Genomic DNA, 15,261 nt, shown 5'->3' with positions numbered 1-15,261 from the left:
AAAAGTGGAAACAGTCCAATCAAGTACTCCGGGGGACCCGCATGGCGATCATCGAGACCGAGGCCGCGCTGCACGTGGCGCACCGGGACAACCACACCCACCGTGACGTGAACGGCGGATGGCTGCGCCCCGCCGTGTTCGGCGCGATGGACGGCCTGGTCTCCAACCTCGCCCTGATGACCGGTGTCGCCGGCGGGTCCGTCTCCCAGCAGACGATCGTCATCACCGGACTCGCGGGCCTCGCGGCCGGCGCCTTCTCGATGGCCGCCGGCGAGTACACCTCCGTCGCCTCGCAGCGCGAGCTCGTCGAGGCGGAACTCGATGTCGAGCGCCGCGAGCTGCGCAAGCACCCCAAGGACGAGGAGCGCGAGCTGGCCGCGCTGTACGAGTCCCGCGGGGTCGACCCCGAGCTGGCCCAGGAGGTCGCCCGGCAGCTCTCCCGCGATCCCGAGCAGGCCCTGGAGATCCACGCGCGCGAGGAACTCGGCATAGACCCCGGCGACCTGCCCTCCCCGGCCGTCGCCGCCGTGTCCAGCTTCGGCTCGTTCGCGCTCGGCGCGCTGCTCCCCGTACTGCCGTATCTGCTGGGCGCGACCGTCCTGTGGCCGGCGCTGCTGCTCGCCGCGCTCGGGCTCTTCGCGTGCGGTGCCGTCGTGGCCAAGGTGACGGCGCGGTCCTGGTGGTTCAGCGGACTGAGGCAGCTCGCTCTCGGCGGTGCCGCGGCGGGTGTGACGTACGCCCTGGGCAGTCTGTTCGGCGCGGCCGTAGGATGAGGCCTCGATCACCTATGCACGGGACTGCATAAGTAGTCGTTACCCGGCGGTTTCGATTCCTTAACCACTGGGCATGAGCCGTAAGCGCCGCAGGCAATGACGCCTGCTCCGCACTTTCTCGCGGCGGATCACGATCTCTGCCGCGAACCGGCCGACGGTCATTGATCTGTCCGCTTAGGCCCCGCTTAGGTCCCACTCGGGTTCCCGTACCTTCCACCGCCGAGCGCGGTACCCCGCCGCGACCCCGTGGTGTCCGCATGTTGGAACGCGGTATCCGGTTCCCGAGAATCGCTCCATCATGTAACCTGCACGAAATTTTGCACCAACAGAGGGCCAACGTCGTCCCTCGGCAGCTGTCTCCCCCCTGAGCATCAAGAGCCTGGGAGGGACCCCCCGCCCCGACGACGACGGGAGAGCCGATGCGTACGCCGCGCCAGCCGTCCCAGCATTCCGTGAACGACCAGAAGTGGTCCTTCATGGATGCTCGCCCTGCTGCGCAGGGTATGTACGACCCCCGCAACGAGCACGACGCCTGTGGCGTCGGCTTCGTGGCCACCCTCACCGGCGAGGCGAGCCACGCGCTGGTCGAGCAGGCGCTCACCGTTCTGCGCAACCTGGAACACCGCGGTGCCACCGGCTCCGAGCCCGACTCGGGTGACGGCGCGGGCATCCTCTCCCAGGTCCCGGACGCCTTCTTCCGCGAGGTGGCCGGATTCGAACTTCCCGCAGCCGGCGCGTACGCGGTGGGCATCGCCTTCCTCCCCGAGGACGGCACGGCCGACGCCGTCTCACGCATCGAGACGATCGCCGCCGAAGAGGGCCTCACCGTCCTCGGCTGGCGTGAGGTCCCGGTCGCCCCCGAACTCCTCGGTGCCACCGCCCGCTCGACGATGCCCGCCTTCCGCCAGATCTTCGTGAGCGACGGCGAAAGCCAGGGCATCGACCTCGACCGCACCGCGTTCGTGCTGCGCAAGCGCGCCGAGCGCGAGGCCGGCGTCTACTTCCCCTCGCTGTCCGCGCGGACCATCGTCTACAAGGGCATGCTGACCACCGGCCAGCTGGAGCCCTTCTTCCCGGACCTGTCCGACCGCCGCTTCGCCTCCGCGATCGCGCTCGTGCACTCCCGCTTCTCCACCAACACCTTCCCGAGCTGGCCGCTCGCCCACCCGTACCGCTTCGTCGCGCACAACGGCGAGATCAACACGGTCAAGGGCAACCGCAACTGGATGGTCGCCCGCGAGTCCCAGCTCGCCTCCGAGCTCTTCGGCGACAACGACAAGCTGCAGCGGATCTTCCCCGTCTGCACGCCCGACGCCTCCGACTCGGCCTCCTTCGACGAGGTGCTCGAACTCCTGCACCTCGGCGGCCGCTCGCTCCCGCACTCCGTGCTGATGATGATCCCGGAGGCGTGGGAGAACCACGACTCCATGGACCCGGCCCGGCGCGCCTTCTACCAGTTCCACTCCACGATGATGGAGCCCTGGGACGGCCCGGCCTGCGTCACCTTCACCGACGGCACCCAGGTCGGCGCGGTCCTCGACCGCAACGGACTGCGCCCCGGCCGCTACTGGGTCACCGACGAGGGCCTCGTCGTCCTCGGCTCCGAGGTCGGCGTCCTCGACATCGACCCCGCCAAGGTCGTCCGCAAGGGCCGCCTCCAGCCCGGCAAGATGTTCCTCGTCGACACCGTCGAGCACCGCATCATCGAGGACGACGAGATCAAGGCCGGCCTCGCCGCCGAGAAGCCCTACGCCGAGTGGCTGGAAGCCGGCGAGATCGAGCTCTCCGACCTCCCCGAGCGCGAGCACATCGTGCACACCCACGCCTCGGTCACCCGCCGCCAGCAGACCTTCGGCTACACCGAGGAAGAGCTGCGGATCATCCTCGCGCCGATGGCCAAGGCCGCCGCCGAGCCGATCGGCTCGATGGGCACCGACTCGCCGATCGCCGCGCTCTCGCAGCGCCCGCGGCTGCTCTTCGACTACTTCACCCAGCTCTTCGCCCAGGTCACCAACCCTCCGCTGGACGCGATCCGCGAAGAGCTGGTCACCTCCCTGCGCTCCTCCCTCGGTCCGGCGAGCAACCTGCTGGAGCCGACGGCCGCCTCCTGTCGCAGCGTCACCCTGCCCTTCCCGGTGATCGACAACGACGAGCTGGCCAAGCTCATCCACATCAACGCCGACGGCGACATGCCCGGCATGAAGGCCGCGACGCTGTCCGGCCTGTACCGGGTCTCCGGCGGCGGCGAGTCCCTCGCCGCCCGCATCGAGGAGATCTGCACCGAGGCCGACGCCGCCATCGAGAACGGCGCCCGGCTGATCGTCCTGTCGGACCGCCACTCCGACGCCGAGCACGCGCCGATCCCCTCGCTGCTGCTCACCTCGGCCGTCCACCACCACCTCATCCGCACCAAGCAGCGCACCCAGGTGGGCCTGCTGGTCGAGGCCGGAGACGTCCGCGAGGTCCACCACGTCGCCCTGCTCATCGGCTTCGGCGCCGCCGCCGTCAACCCGTACCTCGCGATGGAGTCCGTCGAGGACCTGGTCCGCGCCGACACCTTCCTCCAGGGCATCGAGCCCGAGCAGGCCATCCGCAACCTGATCTACGCCCTCGGCAAGGGCGTCCTGAAGGTCATGTCCAAGATGGGCATCTCGACCGTCGCCTCCTACCGCGGCGCCCAGGTCTTCGAGGCCGTCGGCCTGGAGACGGCCTTCGTCGAGAAGTACTTCAACGGCACGACGACCAAGATCGGCGGAGCCGGCCTCGACGTCATCGCCAAGGAGGTCGCCGCCCGGCACGCCAAGGCCTACCCGGCCTCCGGCATCGCGCCCGCGCACCGCGCCCTGGACATAGGCGGCGAGTACCAGTGGCGCCGCGAGGGCGAGCCCCACCTGTTCGACCCGGAGACGGTCTTCCGCCTCCAGCACTCGACGCGCTCCGGCAGCTACGAGATCTTCAAGAAGTACACGGACCGCGTGAACGAGCAGTCCGAGCGCCTGATGACGCTGCGCGGCCTGTTCGGCTTCACCTCGGACCGCACCCCGATCTCCCTCGACGAGGTCGAGCCCGTCTCCGAGATCGTCAAGCGCTTCTCCACCGGCGCCATGTCGTACGGCTCCATCTCCAAGGAGGCGCACGAGACCCTCGCCATCGCCATGAACCAGCTGGGCGGCAAGTCCAACACCGGTGAGGGCGGCGAGGACGCGGACCGGCTGTACGACCCGGCCCGCCGCTCGTCGATCAAGCAGGTCGCCTCCGGCCGCTTCGGCGTCACGTCCGAGTACCTCGTCAACGCCGACGACATCCAGATCAAGATGGCGCAGGGCGCCAAGCCCGGCGAGGGCGGCCAGCTGCCCGGCCACAAGGTCTACCCGTGGGTGGCCAAGACCCGTCACTCCACCCCGGGTGTCGGTCTGATCTCCCCGCCGCCGCACCACGACATCTACTCCATCGAGGACCTGGCCCAGCTGATCCACGACCTCAAGAACGCCAACCCGAAGGCCCGCATCCACGTGAAGCTGGTCTCCGAGGTCGGCGTCGGCACGGTCGCCGCCGGTGTCTCCAAGGCCCACGCGGACGTCGTCCTCATCTCCGGCCACGACGGCGGAACGGGCGCCTCCCCGCTGACCTCCCTCAAGCACGCGGGCGGCCCCTGGGAGCTCGGCCTCGCCGAGACCCAGCAGACCCTGCTGCTCAACGGCCTGCGCGACCGCATCGTCGTCCAGACCGACGGCCAGCTCAAGACAGGCCGCGACGTCGTCATCGCCGCGCTGCTCGGCGCCGAGGAGTTCGGTTTCGCGACCGCGCCGCTCGTCGTCTCCGGCTGCGTCATGATGCGCGTCTGCCACCTGGACACCTGCCCGGTCGGCATCGCCACCCAGAACCCGGTGCTGCGCGAGCGGTTCGCCGGCAAGGCCGAGTACATCGTCAACTTCTTCAAGTTCATCGCCGAAGAGGTCCGCGAGATCCTCGCCGAGCTGGGCTTCCGCACCATCGAGGAGGCCGTCGGCCACGCCGAGAACCTCGACGTGGAGCGCGCCATCACCCACTGGAAGGCGCAGGGCCTGGACCTGTCCCCGCTCTTCTACGTGCCCGAACTGCCCGAGGGCGCGGCCCTGCACCAGGTCATCGAGCAGGACCACGGCCTGGAGAAGGCGCTCGACAACGAGCTGATCAAGCTGGCCGCCGACGCGCTCGCCGCGGACTCCCAGGCCGACGCGCAGCCGGTCCGCGCCCAGGTCGCGATCCGCAACATCAACCGCACGGTCGGCACCATGCTCGGCCACGAGGTGACGAAGAAGTTCGGCGGCGCGGGCCTGCCCGACGACACCATCGACATCACCTTCACCGGCTCGGCGGGCCAGTCCTTCGGCGCCTTCCTGCCGCGCGGCATCACGCTGCGCCTGGAGGGCGACGCCAACGACTACGTCGGCAAGGGACTCTCCGGCGGCCGGGTGATCGTCCGTCCCGACCGGGGCGCCGACCACCTCGCCGAGTACTCGACCATCGCGGGCAACACCATCGCGTACGGCGCGACGGGCGGCGAGCTCTTCCTGCGCGGTCGCACCGGCGAGCGCTTCTGCGTCCGCAACTCCGGCGCGACGGTGGTCTCCGAGGGCGTGGGCGACCACGGCTGCGAGTACATGACCGGCGGCCGCGCGGTCGTCCTCGGCGAGACGGGCCGCAACTTCGCGGCCGGCATGTCCGGCGGTGTCGCGTACGTGATCGACCTCGACCGCGACAACGTGAACATCGGCAACGTGGACGCCGTCGAGGAACTCGACGACACCGACAAGCAGTGGCTGCACGACGTCGTGCGCCGCCACGCGGAGGAGACCTCCTCGACGGTCGCCGAGAAGCTGATCGCCGAGTGGCCCGTGGCCGTGGAGCGCTTCAGCAAGATCATTCCCAGCACGTACAAGGCAGTGCTCGCCGCCAAGGACGCCGCCGAGCGAGCCGGACTCAACGAGTCCGAGATCACCGAGAAGATGATGGAGGCGGCGACCAATGGCTGATCCCAAGGGCTTTCTGAACCACGGCCGTGAGGTCGCCAGGTCCCGGCCGGTCGAGGAGCGTCTCAAGGACTGGAACGAGGTCTACGTTCCGGGCTCACTGCTCCCGATCATCTCCAAGCAGGCCTCGCGCTGCATGGACTGCGGCATCCCGTTCTGCCACAACGGCTGTCCGCTGGGCAACCTGATCCCCGAGTGGAACGACTACGCGTACCGCGAGGACTGGCAGGCCGCCTCCGAGCGGCTGCACGCCACGAACAACTTCCCGGAGTTCACGGGCCGACTGTGCCCCGCCCCGTGCGAGTCGGCGTGTGTGCTCGGCATCAACCAGCCCGCCGTGACCATCAAGAACGTCGAGGTCTCGATCATCGACAAGGCGTGGGACACGGGCGACGTCGCCCCGCAGATCCCCGAGCGCCTGTCGGGCAAGACCGTCGCCGTCATCGGTTCCGGCCCCGCCGGTCTCGCCGCCGCCCAGCAGCTCACCCGTGCCGGTCACACGGTCGCGGTGTACGAGCGCGCCGACCGCGTCGGCGGCCTGCTGCGCTACGGCATCCCCGAGTTCAAGATGGAGAAGCGGCACATCAACCGCCGCATCGAGCAGATGCGCGCGGAGGGCACCCGCTTCCGCACGGGCATCGAGATCGGCCGCGACCTCAAGGCGACGGACCTGCGCAAGCGGTACGACGCCGTGGTCATCGCCGCCGGTGCGACGACCGCCCGTGACCTCCCCGTCCCCGGGCGGGAGCTGAACGGCATCCACCAGGCCATGGAGTACCTGCCGCTGGCCAACAAGGTGCAGGAGGGCGACTTCGTGGCGCCCCCGATCACCGCCGAGGGCAAGCACGTCGTGGTCATCGGCGGCGGCGACACGGGCGCGGACTGCGTGGGCACCGCCCACCGCCAGGGCGCGGCCTCGGTCACGCAGCTGGAGATCATGCCGCGGCCGGGCGAGGAGCGGAACCCGGGCCAGCCCTGGCCGACGTTCCCGATGCTCTACAAGGTCACCTCCGCGCACGAGGAGGGCGGTGAGCGGGTCTACTCCGTCAACACCACCCACTTCGAGGGCGACGAGGACGGCAACGTCCAGTGGCTCCACCTGGTCGAGGTAGAGTTCACCGGCGGCAAGCTGAACCAGAAGCCGGGCACGGAGCGCAAGATCCCCGCCCAGCTGGTGACGCTGGCGATGGGCTTCACCGGCACGGACGTCGAGAACGGCGTGGTCTCCCAGTTCGGCCTGGAGCTCGACGAGCGCGGCAACATCGCCCGCGACGCCGACTTCGCGACCAACGTTCCCGGCGTGTACGTCGCCGGTGACGCGGGCCGCGGCCAGTCCCTCATCGTCTGGGCCATCGCGGAGGGCCGCTCGGCCGCCCGCGGTGTCGACCGCTTCCTCACCGGCGCGAGCGACCTGCCGGCCCCGATCCGTCCGACGGACCGCTCGCTGATGGTCTGACCCCGGAACACGTGACCTGACGGTCACCCCGAAACGTCCCGCACAAAGGCGTGCGGAACACGAGACGGCGCCTGCCTCACTGTCCCCGACCGGACGACCTGGCAGGCGCCGCCGCATGCCCGGGTGCTTTCTCGGGGGTCGACACGTCCGGGGCCGGTGAACTTCACCGGCCCCGGACGTGTCGGGGTCCGCGCCAGGAAGCGGCGGGGGCCCGCGCTAAGGAACGCGGTACGTCTCCCCGTACACCTTCCACTTCAGCGGTGTGTGCAGGTCGAGGTTCCCGTCGTAGAGGAACTGGCGCTGGGCCGTGTCGATGCGGGTGGTGTCGCGCTGGGGGTTCTTGGCCTTCATCGCCTCGCGGCGGATGTCCAGGAAGATGTCGAGGTACGACTTCTCGTCGCCGCCGTCGGACGGCAGGTTCGCCTCGCGCATGGCGCGCTCGCGCAGCCCGTAGAAGCTGTTGTCGCTGGTGCCGGGACCGTGCAGCACCATGGCGTCGTAGTAGACGAACTGGCCGAGCGTGCCGAGACCGTCGAGCTTGGCCAGCCGGACGGCGGGGTCGAAGTAGACGCTGTCCCGCTCGTGGTCCTGGGCCTCGCGGAACGCGGCGAGGGTGGCCTCGCGGCGCCAGGCCGCGGGAAAGCCAGGGTCCAGGCCCTCGTGCGAGTCCGTGCCGTCGACCTTGCGCAGGGCCGGGAGATAGCGGGCGAGCCCGTTGTCCGGGTGCTCCTTCGTGTAGCGCTCGACGAGGGTGAGCAGGTCGTGGGTGCCGGTGCAGAAACCCACGACGCCCGCCGTGTAGCCCTGGCCGTCACCGATGTCCTCGATGTAGCCGTACGCCTCGTGCCACTTCAGCGTGGAGTTCTCGGCACTCGCCACGATCTCCTGGGCCAGCTCCTTCTTGTCCGGAGCGGCGAGACCCGCCGGCACGTCGGCGACGACCTCGTCGTCCGCCGTCCGCTCGGCCTTGGACTTGTCCTTCTCGCGGGCCTTCTGCGACACGGACGCCGAGCCCTTGGCGTCGGCCGCGGCCGGGTGCTCGGGCGTGGCGAAGTAGACCGCCGCCGTGACCACCACGGGGACGGCGGCGAACAACAGGCAACCCGCACGTTTCATCAGGTGTCCTTCGTGGATACCCCGGCCTTCAGGCCGGGGTGTGGGTACTTCCCGCTTGCGGGGGAGAAATGAAGCTCCTGTGGAGCAGGGCAGGGAAGGCGATTTCCCGCCGGGGTGGATCGTCGCTCACCACCGAAAGTCCGCAGGCAGTCACAATCTGTTGTGGTAGTTTGTGAGCTATGGCCATGCATGTGAAGCGGGCGTTCAAGTACCGCTTCTATCCGACGGATGCGCAGGCGGCGGAGCTGTCGCGTACTTTCGGATGTGTACGCAAGGTCTACAACCTGGCTCTCGAAGCCCGTACCGTCGCGTGGTATCAGCGGCGGGAGAGGGTCAACTACAACGCGACCTCGGCGCTGCTCACCGCGTGGAAGAAGACCGAGGAGCTCGCCTACCTGTCCGAGGTGTCCTCGGTGCCGTTGCAGCAGTGTCTGCGGCACCTGCAGGGAGCGTTCACGAGCTTCTTCGAGGGACGGGCGAGGTACCCCCGGTTCAAGTCGCGGAAGAAGTCCCGCCGGTCGGCGGAGTACACCAGCTCGGCGTTCCGCTACCGCGACGGCAGGCTGACGCTCGCCAAGATGGGCGAGCCGCTGGACATCGTGTGGTCGAGGCCGCTTCCCGACGGTGCGCAGCCGTCCACGGTGACCGTGTCCCAGGACGCGGCCGGACGCTGGTTCGTGTCGCTGCTGTGCGACGACACACTCTCCCCGGCACCGGCCACCACGCACGCGGTCGGCATCGACGCGGGGATCACCTCCCTGGTGACCCTGTCCACCGGTGAGAAGATCACCAACCCCCGGCACGAACGCCGTGACCGCACCCGCCTCGCCAAGGCGCAACGGGAGCTGTCCCGCAAGGAGAAGGGCTCCGCGAACCGGGCCAAGGCGCGCCGCAAGGTGGCCAAGGTCCATGCCCGGATCGCCGACCGGCGGCGCGACTTCCTGCACAAGCTGACCACGCGTCTCGTCCGTGAGAACCAAACGGCCGTGATCGAGGACCTGACCGTCCGTAACATGGTCAAGAACGCCAAGCTCGCCCGAGCCGTCTCGGACGCTGCCTGGCGTGAGCTGCGGGGGATGCTGGAGTACAAGTGCGCCTGGTACGGGCGCGAACTCGTCGTGATCGACCGCTGGTTCCCCTCCAGCAAACTGTGCGGGAACTGCGGCACGATCAGGGCGAAGCTGCCGCTGAACGTCCGCCAGTGGACATGTGAGTGCGGCACGGTGCACGACCGCGACGCGAACGCGGCGAAGAACATCCTCGCGGCCGGGCTGGCCGTGTCTGCCTGTGGAGACGGTGTAAGACCTCAACGGGAGTCCTCCCGGACGGGGCATTTGTCGACGAAGCAGGAACCCCGGCGGGCGACCGCTGGAACCCCCCGTTCTTAGGCGGGGGAGGAAGTCAAGACGCACAGGGTACGCCCGGGATGGCGTGCGGCTGAGGGAGCCCTGGTGTCGCACGGGTGCAGCACGCCTGTGCCCCTCGGGCACGGCACGCGTGCGCCGCGCGAATAGGCCACCCGTGAGCCACCCGGGCCGAGGCCGGTCCGGCGTTCGGGCGGGGCCCGCGCGTTGCGGGGCGGGCCCTGAAACGGGGGTAGGGGGCTGTTGCTTGCCTACCGGCCCGGGGCCACGGCCCGCGCCGCGGCAGGCCTGGCCACCGCCCGACGCCGAGTTACACCGCGCCGGATCTCAGCGCCGACACCTTCAGCACCGCGAGGACCGCCAGCAGTGTGAGAAGCCCCACGCACACGGCCGCCTGGACCGGTGCCCGCCGGCGGTCGCGGGGAGCGTACGCGAAGGCCGCCGTCACTACCCCGCCCGCCAGCAGGCCGCCCAGGTGGCCCTGCCATGACGTGAACCCCGCCGAGATCAGCAGCCAGATCAGCAGACCACCCATGAAGCGGTTGACGCCCCCCATGTCCGCGCCGAGCCGGCGGGCCATCACGTAGTACGCGGCGCCGATGCCGAAGATCGCGCCCGACGCGCCGAGCGTCTGCTCGTCCGGTGCGATCAGCAGCACGAGGACCGAGCCGCCGAGCGCCGACAGCAGATACAGAGCGAGGTAGCGGACCCGGCCGAGCTGGGCCTCGACGATCCTGCCGATGTTCCACAGGGCGAACATGTTCATCGCGATATGTGCGATCCCGAAGGTGCCCTCGGTGGGCGGCAGATGCAGGAACGCACCGGTCAGCAGCCGGTACCACTCCCCGTTGACCACGCCCTCCGCGTGGTAGTCCGGGGAGTGCGCGGCGTCCCAGAGATAGTGGATCCCGTCTCCGTCCACCAGACCCGCGCCGAGCGTCGCGAACCGGTCCACGACCGAGGAGCGCAGCAGTTCGGCCAGGTAGGCCAGCAGGTTGAGGCCGATGAGGGCGTACGTCACTGCGGGCACCGTCGAGATCCGGCCGCCGAAGACCGTGCGGGCCTGCCGGACGGACCGCGCGCCCTCCTTCACACACTCCACGCACTGATGGCCGACGGCCGCCTCGCGCATGCAGCTCGGGCATATGTAGCGGTCGCAGCGGGTGCAGCGCACATGCGACTCCACCTTGGGGTGGCGGTAGCAGGTGGTGACGGCGGACTCGGACTCCACGGCCGGCTCCTCGGGACGCACTGGGTTAGGGGGTGACGGTGAGCCGGTGGGGACGGCGAAGATCAAAATAGCGACACTCCGGTCGCGGGGGAACGGCAGGGTCCGCGCGCACCGGCCGGCCACTCACGCCGACGTGCCCCCGGCGCCGCGCACCCTCGCGCGACGGGAGCACCGCCAGGGACCGGCCCTGTCCCTGGCCACCGATCGTCCCAACACTCCGCCCACGACGCCCCGTTGGCTTCGGCGAGGCGGCGTGCCACCCTGGTGGGCCGAGGGGAGCGGCATATGGGCGCACAAGAGACCGACTCCGGCCGAGCGCCGGGAACCGCGGCGAACGGAGCCCCCGGGAGCGGGATCGCGGAGGCCGGCCGTACGGGGACCACGCGGGGCCGCCGCGCGGCCGAGGCCGGCCGGGGCGAGCGGCTCGCCGACTGGGCCGACGGACGGCTGGGCGTCTACTCGCTGGCCAAGGCCAATATGCGCAAGGTCTTCCCGGACCACTGGTCGTTCATGCTGGGCGAGGTCTGCCTCTACAGCTTTCTCGTCCTGATCCTCACCGGCGTCTATCTCACCCTGTTCTTCGAGCCGAGCGGCGTCGAGGTCGTCTACCACGGCACGTACGTCCCGCTGAACGGCATCACCATGACGCGGGCGTACGAGTCCACGCTCGACATCAGCTTCGACGTGCGCGGCGGACTGCTGATCCGGCAGATCCACCACTGGGCGGCGCTCGTCTTCCTCGCCGGGATGCTCGTCCACATGATGCGGGTGTTCTTCACCGGCGCGTTCCGCAAGCCGCGCGAGGTCAACTGGCTGTTCGGCTGGACCCTGCTGATGCTCGGCCTCGTCACCGGACTGACCGGCTACTCGCTCCCCGACGACCTGCTCTCCGGCACCGGCGTCCGCTTCGCCCAGGGCGCCATCCTGTCGATCCCGGTCGTGGGGACGTACATCTCCTTCTTCCTGTTCGGCGGGGAGTTCCCGGGGCACGACATCATCCCGAGGTTCTTCCCCATCCACGTCCTGCTGCTGCCGGGCATCATGCTGGGACTGGTCGTCGCGCATCTGATCCTGGTCTTCTACCACAAGCACACGCAGTATCCGGGGCCCGGACGCGACCAGAAGTCGGTCGTCGGGATGCCGTTCATGCCGGTCTACATGGCCAAGGCCGGCGGCTTCTTCTTCCTGGTCTTCGGAGTTCTGGCGATCATGGGAGCGATCGCCACCGTCAACCCCGTATGGGCCTTCGGGCCCTACCGCCCCGACCTGGTGACCACCGGCGCACAGCCCGACTGGTACCTCGGCTTCTCCGAAGGGCTGATCCGGGTGATGCCGGGATGGGAGATCAACGCCTTCGGCCACACACTCCAGCTGGGCGTCTTCATCCCCTTCTCGCTCTTCCCGCTCATCATGACCGCCATCGCCGTCTACCCGTTCATCGAGGCATGGGTCACCGGAGACGAGCGCGAGCATCACATCCTGGACCGGCCGCGCAACGTGCCCACCCGCACCGCCCTCGGCGTCGCCTGGCTGACGCTGTACGCCGTCCTGCTGGTCGGCGGCGGCAACGACCTGTGGGCCACCCACTTCCACCTGTCGATCAACGCGATCACCTGGTTCGTCCGCGTCGCCGTCTTCGCCGGGCCCGCACTCGCCTACGTCGTCACGAAGCGGATCTGTCTGGGGCTGCAACGCGCCGACCGGGACAAGGTGTTGCACGGACGCGAGTCGGGTCTGATCAAGATGCTGCCGCACGGCGAGTACGTCGAGGTCCACGAACCCCTCACCCCGGCACAGCGGTTCACCCTCACCCAGCACGAACAGGCGCCGCCCTACGAGGTGGGCCCGCTCGTCGACGCGAACGGCGTGGTCCGCCGGGTCGGCCCCGCCCACAGACTGCGCGCCCGGCTGGCCCGCGCCCTCTACGGGCCCGACACCCGGATCCCGAAGCCGACAGCCGAGGAGTACCGGGAGCTCACCGGCGGGGACGACCACCACTGAGACCGGCCAGCGCCTCGGCCCTGCACTCGGCCGGGGTGCCCCAGGCCGTGCGCAGGGCGCGCGCCTTGGTGAACCAGAGGGACAGGTCGTACTCGGCCGTGTAGCCGATCGCGCCGTGCAGCTGCAACGCCGTCCGGGCGGTGGTGTACGCGGCCTCGCCGGCTGTGACCTTCGCTGCGGCCACGTCCGCCGGCGCCATCGACAGCGCGGCCCCGAACAGCAACGGGCGCGCGAACTCCAGGACGGTCAGCGCGTCCGCGAGCCGGTGCTTGACCGCCTGGAACGAGCCGACGGGAACCCCGAACTGCGTGCGCTGCCCTACGTATTCGACGGTCCGGTCGAGGAGCGAGAGGCCGACCCCGAGTGCCTGGGCGGCGGTGGCGAGCCGGGCCCAGCCAAGGGCCCGGCGCGCGGCACGGGTGACCTGCGGGCCGGCGGCCAGGAGTTCGCCGCCGGGCTCCGGCCGGGCGAGCCGCCGGGCCGGGTCCACGGACGCGCGCACCGGGCCGTGGCCCGGCGCCAGCCGCAGAGAGTCACCCTCCACCACGAGCAGCACCGCCACCGCGTCCGCGTCGAGCGCGAACCCGCCGGCCGAGGCCAGCGTGGCGACGCTCCCGCCCGATGCCAGCCTCGGCAGCAGCCGTTCGGCCGGACCCGGGACGCCCAGGTCGCCCAGCTCGCTCAGCAGGGCGGCCGCGGCCACCGTCTCCACCACCGGACCAGGAACCGCGTGCCGCCCCAACTCGACGAAGGCGAGCGCCAGTTCCACGGGCAGCTGGCCCACCCCCTCGTACGCCTCCGGGACGGCCAGCGCGAAAACCCCCGCGTCGGCGAGCCGCGACCACAGGGCCCGGCCGCGCGAACGGTCGCCGCCGGCCCACGCCCGTACGGCCGACGGCGTGTCCGCGGACGTCAGCATCGCGTCCAATGAGGCGGCGAAGGCGCGCTGTTCGGCGTCGAGGAGGAAACGCATCAGCGGCGGCCCTTCGGGAGGCCGAGCAGCCGCTCGGCGATGATGTCGCGCTGGATCTCGTTGGTGCCCGCGTAGACGGGTCCCGCGAGCGAGAAGACATGCCCCTCGGACCACTCGGTGTCCGCCAGCTCGCCCTCGGCGCCCAGCAGGTCGAGCGCCGTCTCGTGCAGCGCGATGTCGAGCTCCGACCAGAACACCTTGTTCAGGCTGGACTCCGGTCCGATGCGCTCCCCTTCGAGGAACCGGGAGGCGTTGGCGTACGTGAAGAGCTGGTAGGCGCGGGCGCCGATCACCGCGTCGGCCACCCGGTCGCGCAGGGCCGAGTCGGACGGGTCGCCGTGCGCGCGCCACAACGCGGCCAGCCGGTCGGCGGAGGCCAGGAAACGGCCCGGCGACCGCAGCGTCAGACCGCGCTCGTCGCCCGCCGTCGACATCGCCACCCGCCAGCCCTGTCCCGGCTCGCCGATCACGTCCTCGTCGGGGACGAACACCTCGTCCAGGAACACCTCCGCGAAGGCGGGCCTGCCGTCCAGGCGCCCGATGGGGCGGACCGTCACGCCCGGCGCGCGCAGGTCGAACATCAGGTACGTCAGGCCCTGGTGGGGCCTCGGCAGACCCGGCTCGCTGCGGAACAGGCCGAAGGCACGGTCGGCGAACGCGGCCCGCGACGACCACGTCTTGTGTCCGCTCAGGCGCCAGCCGCCGTCCGTGCGCACGGCCCGCGAGGTCAGCGAGGCCAGATCCGAACCCGCCTCCGGCTCGGACCACGCCTGCGCCCAGATCACCTCGCCGGTCGCCATCGGCGGCAGCACCCGTGCCCGCTGCTCCGCGGTGCCGTGGCCGAAGAGGGTCGGCGCGAGGAGGCTGATGCCGTTCTGCCCGACCCGGCCGGGCGCGCCCGCCGCGTGGTACTCCTCCTCGAAGGCCAGCCAGCGCATCAGGTCCGCGTCCCGGCCTCCGTACGCCGTCGGCCACGACACCACCGACCAGCGGTCCGCCGCCAGTTCGGCCTCCCACGCGCGGTGCGCCGCGAAGCCCTCCGCGGTCTCCAGGGAGGGCGGCGGGACCGCCGGGACATGGGCGTCCAGCCAGGCGCGGGCCTCGGCGCGGAACGCCTCGTCGGCGGGGGAGGGGGTGAGATCCATCGGCGGCACCTCTCGGCGGCGGGCTCAGGACGGCGGCGGGCCTCGGGCGGACCCGGGTGGGCGATGCCTCCGGGCGGACCCGGGTGGGCGACGGCCTTCGGGCGGGGTTCGGGGGTGGGGCTTCGGGCGGGTTCGGGGGTGGGGGCCTCGGGTGACGGCAAGCTTCCCTAACAAGTGTTTGGTAGGTTAG

9 protein-coding genes are annotated in these 15,261 nt (G+C 70.5%); 5 read left to right on the top strand and 4 right to left on the bottom strand.

Annotated features, from left to right (window positions below; genetic code table 11):
* Window positions 1-41 precede the first annotated feature (41 nt).
* The 3 genes from ACFYW8_RS16665 to ACFYW8_RS16655 all read left to right on the top strand — a co-directional run bounded on the left by ACFYW8_RS16665 (window position 42) and on the right by ACFYW8_RS16655 (window position 7,241).
* The gene (locus ACFYW8_RS16665; RefSeq protein ID WP_365874198.1) at window positions 42-773 is read left to right on the top strand and encodes a VIT1/CCC1 transporter family protein; all 732 of its coding nucleotides are present in this window, start codon (window positions 42-44) and stop codon (window positions 771-773) included.
* Between the two features lie 419 nt (window positions 774-1,192).
* Window positions 1,193-5,788, top strand: a complete 4,596-nt coding sequence (gene gltB, locus ACFYW8_RS16660; protein WP_389074613.1) for a glutamate synthase large subunit — start codon at window positions 1,193-1,195, stop codon at window positions 5,786-5,788.
* Window positions 5,781-7,241: a glutamate synthase subunit beta gene (locus ACFYW8_RS16655; RefSeq protein WP_355855928.1), complete on the top strand. Its 1,461-nt coding sequence runs from the start codon at window positions 5,781-5,783 to the stop codon at window positions 7,239-7,241. Before gltB ends, ACFYW8_RS16655 begins: the two co-directional genes overlap by 8 nt.
* A 216-nt stretch (window positions 7,242-7,457) precedes the next feature.
* Here the strand turns inward: ACFYW8_RS16655 and ACFYW8_RS16650 are convergent, their stop codons facing one another.
* Window positions 7,458-8,357, bottom strand: coding sequence for a chitosanase (locus tag ACFYW8_RS16650; RefSeq protein ID WP_389074609.1), 900 nt, complete (start codon window positions 8,355-8,357; stop codon window positions 7,458-7,460).
* 179 nt (window positions 8,358-8,536) lie between these two features.
* Here ACFYW8_RS16650 and ACFYW8_RS16645 point away from each other — a divergent pair, with 179 nt between their 5' ends.
* A complete protein-coding gene (locus tag ACFYW8_RS16645; protein ID WP_389074606.1) occupies window positions 8,537-9,745 on the top strand; it encodes an RNA-guided endonuclease InsQ/TnpB family protein in 1,209 nt (402 codons plus the stop codon).
* A gap of 286 nt (window positions 9,746-10,031) precedes the next feature.
* On the opposite strand, the gene ACFYW8_RS16640 is transcribed toward ACFYW8_RS16645, so the two are convergent.
* Window positions 10,032-10,952: a rhomboid family intramembrane serine protease gene (locus ACFYW8_RS16640; protein WP_389074603.1), complete on the bottom strand. Its 921-nt coding sequence runs from the start codon at window positions 10,950-10,952 to the stop codon at window positions 10,032-10,034.
* A gap of 285 nt (window positions 10,953-11,237) precedes the next feature.
* Here ACFYW8_RS16640 and ACFYW8_RS16635 point away from each other — a divergent pair, with 285 nt between their 5' ends.
* The gene (locus ACFYW8_RS16635) at window positions 11,238-12,953 is read left to right on the top strand and encodes a cytochrome bc complex cytochrome b subunit (RefSeq protein WP_389074598.1); all 1,716 of its coding nucleotides are present in this window, start codon (window positions 11,238-11,240) and stop codon (window positions 12,951-12,953) included.
* Here ACFYW8_RS16635 and ACFYW8_RS16630 read toward each other — a convergent pair.
* Both ACFYW8_RS16630 and ACFYW8_RS16625 read right to left on the bottom strand, forming a co-directional pair.
* Window positions 12,928-13,926 carry an acyl-CoA dehydrogenase family protein gene (locus ACFYW8_RS16630; protein ID WP_389074594.1) on the bottom strand — a complete coding sequence of 333 codons (999 nt, stop codon included), beginning with the start codon at window positions 13,924-13,926 and terminating at the stop codon, window positions 12,928-12,930. The two genes, ACFYW8_RS16635 and ACFYW8_RS16630, sit on opposite strands and share 26 nt — an antisense overlap.
* Window positions 13,926-15,071, bottom strand: coding sequence for an acyl-CoA dehydrogenase family protein (locus tag ACFYW8_RS16625; RefSeq protein WP_389074591.1), 1,146 nt, complete (start codon window positions 15,069-15,071; stop codon window positions 13,926-13,928). Before ACFYW8_RS16625 ends, ACFYW8_RS16630 begins: the two co-directional genes overlap by 1 nt.
* Between the last annotated feature and the right edge of the window lie 190 nt (window positions 15,072-15,261).

Source organism: Streptomyces sp. NPDC002742 (assembly GCF_042888885.1).
Taxonomy (GTDB): Bacteria; Actinomycetota; Actinomycetes; order Streptomycetales; family Streptomycetaceae; genus Streptomyces.
The sequence above is the reverse complement of the archived record's forward strand: the minus strand, read 5'-3'. Positions and strand labels throughout refer to the sequence as shown.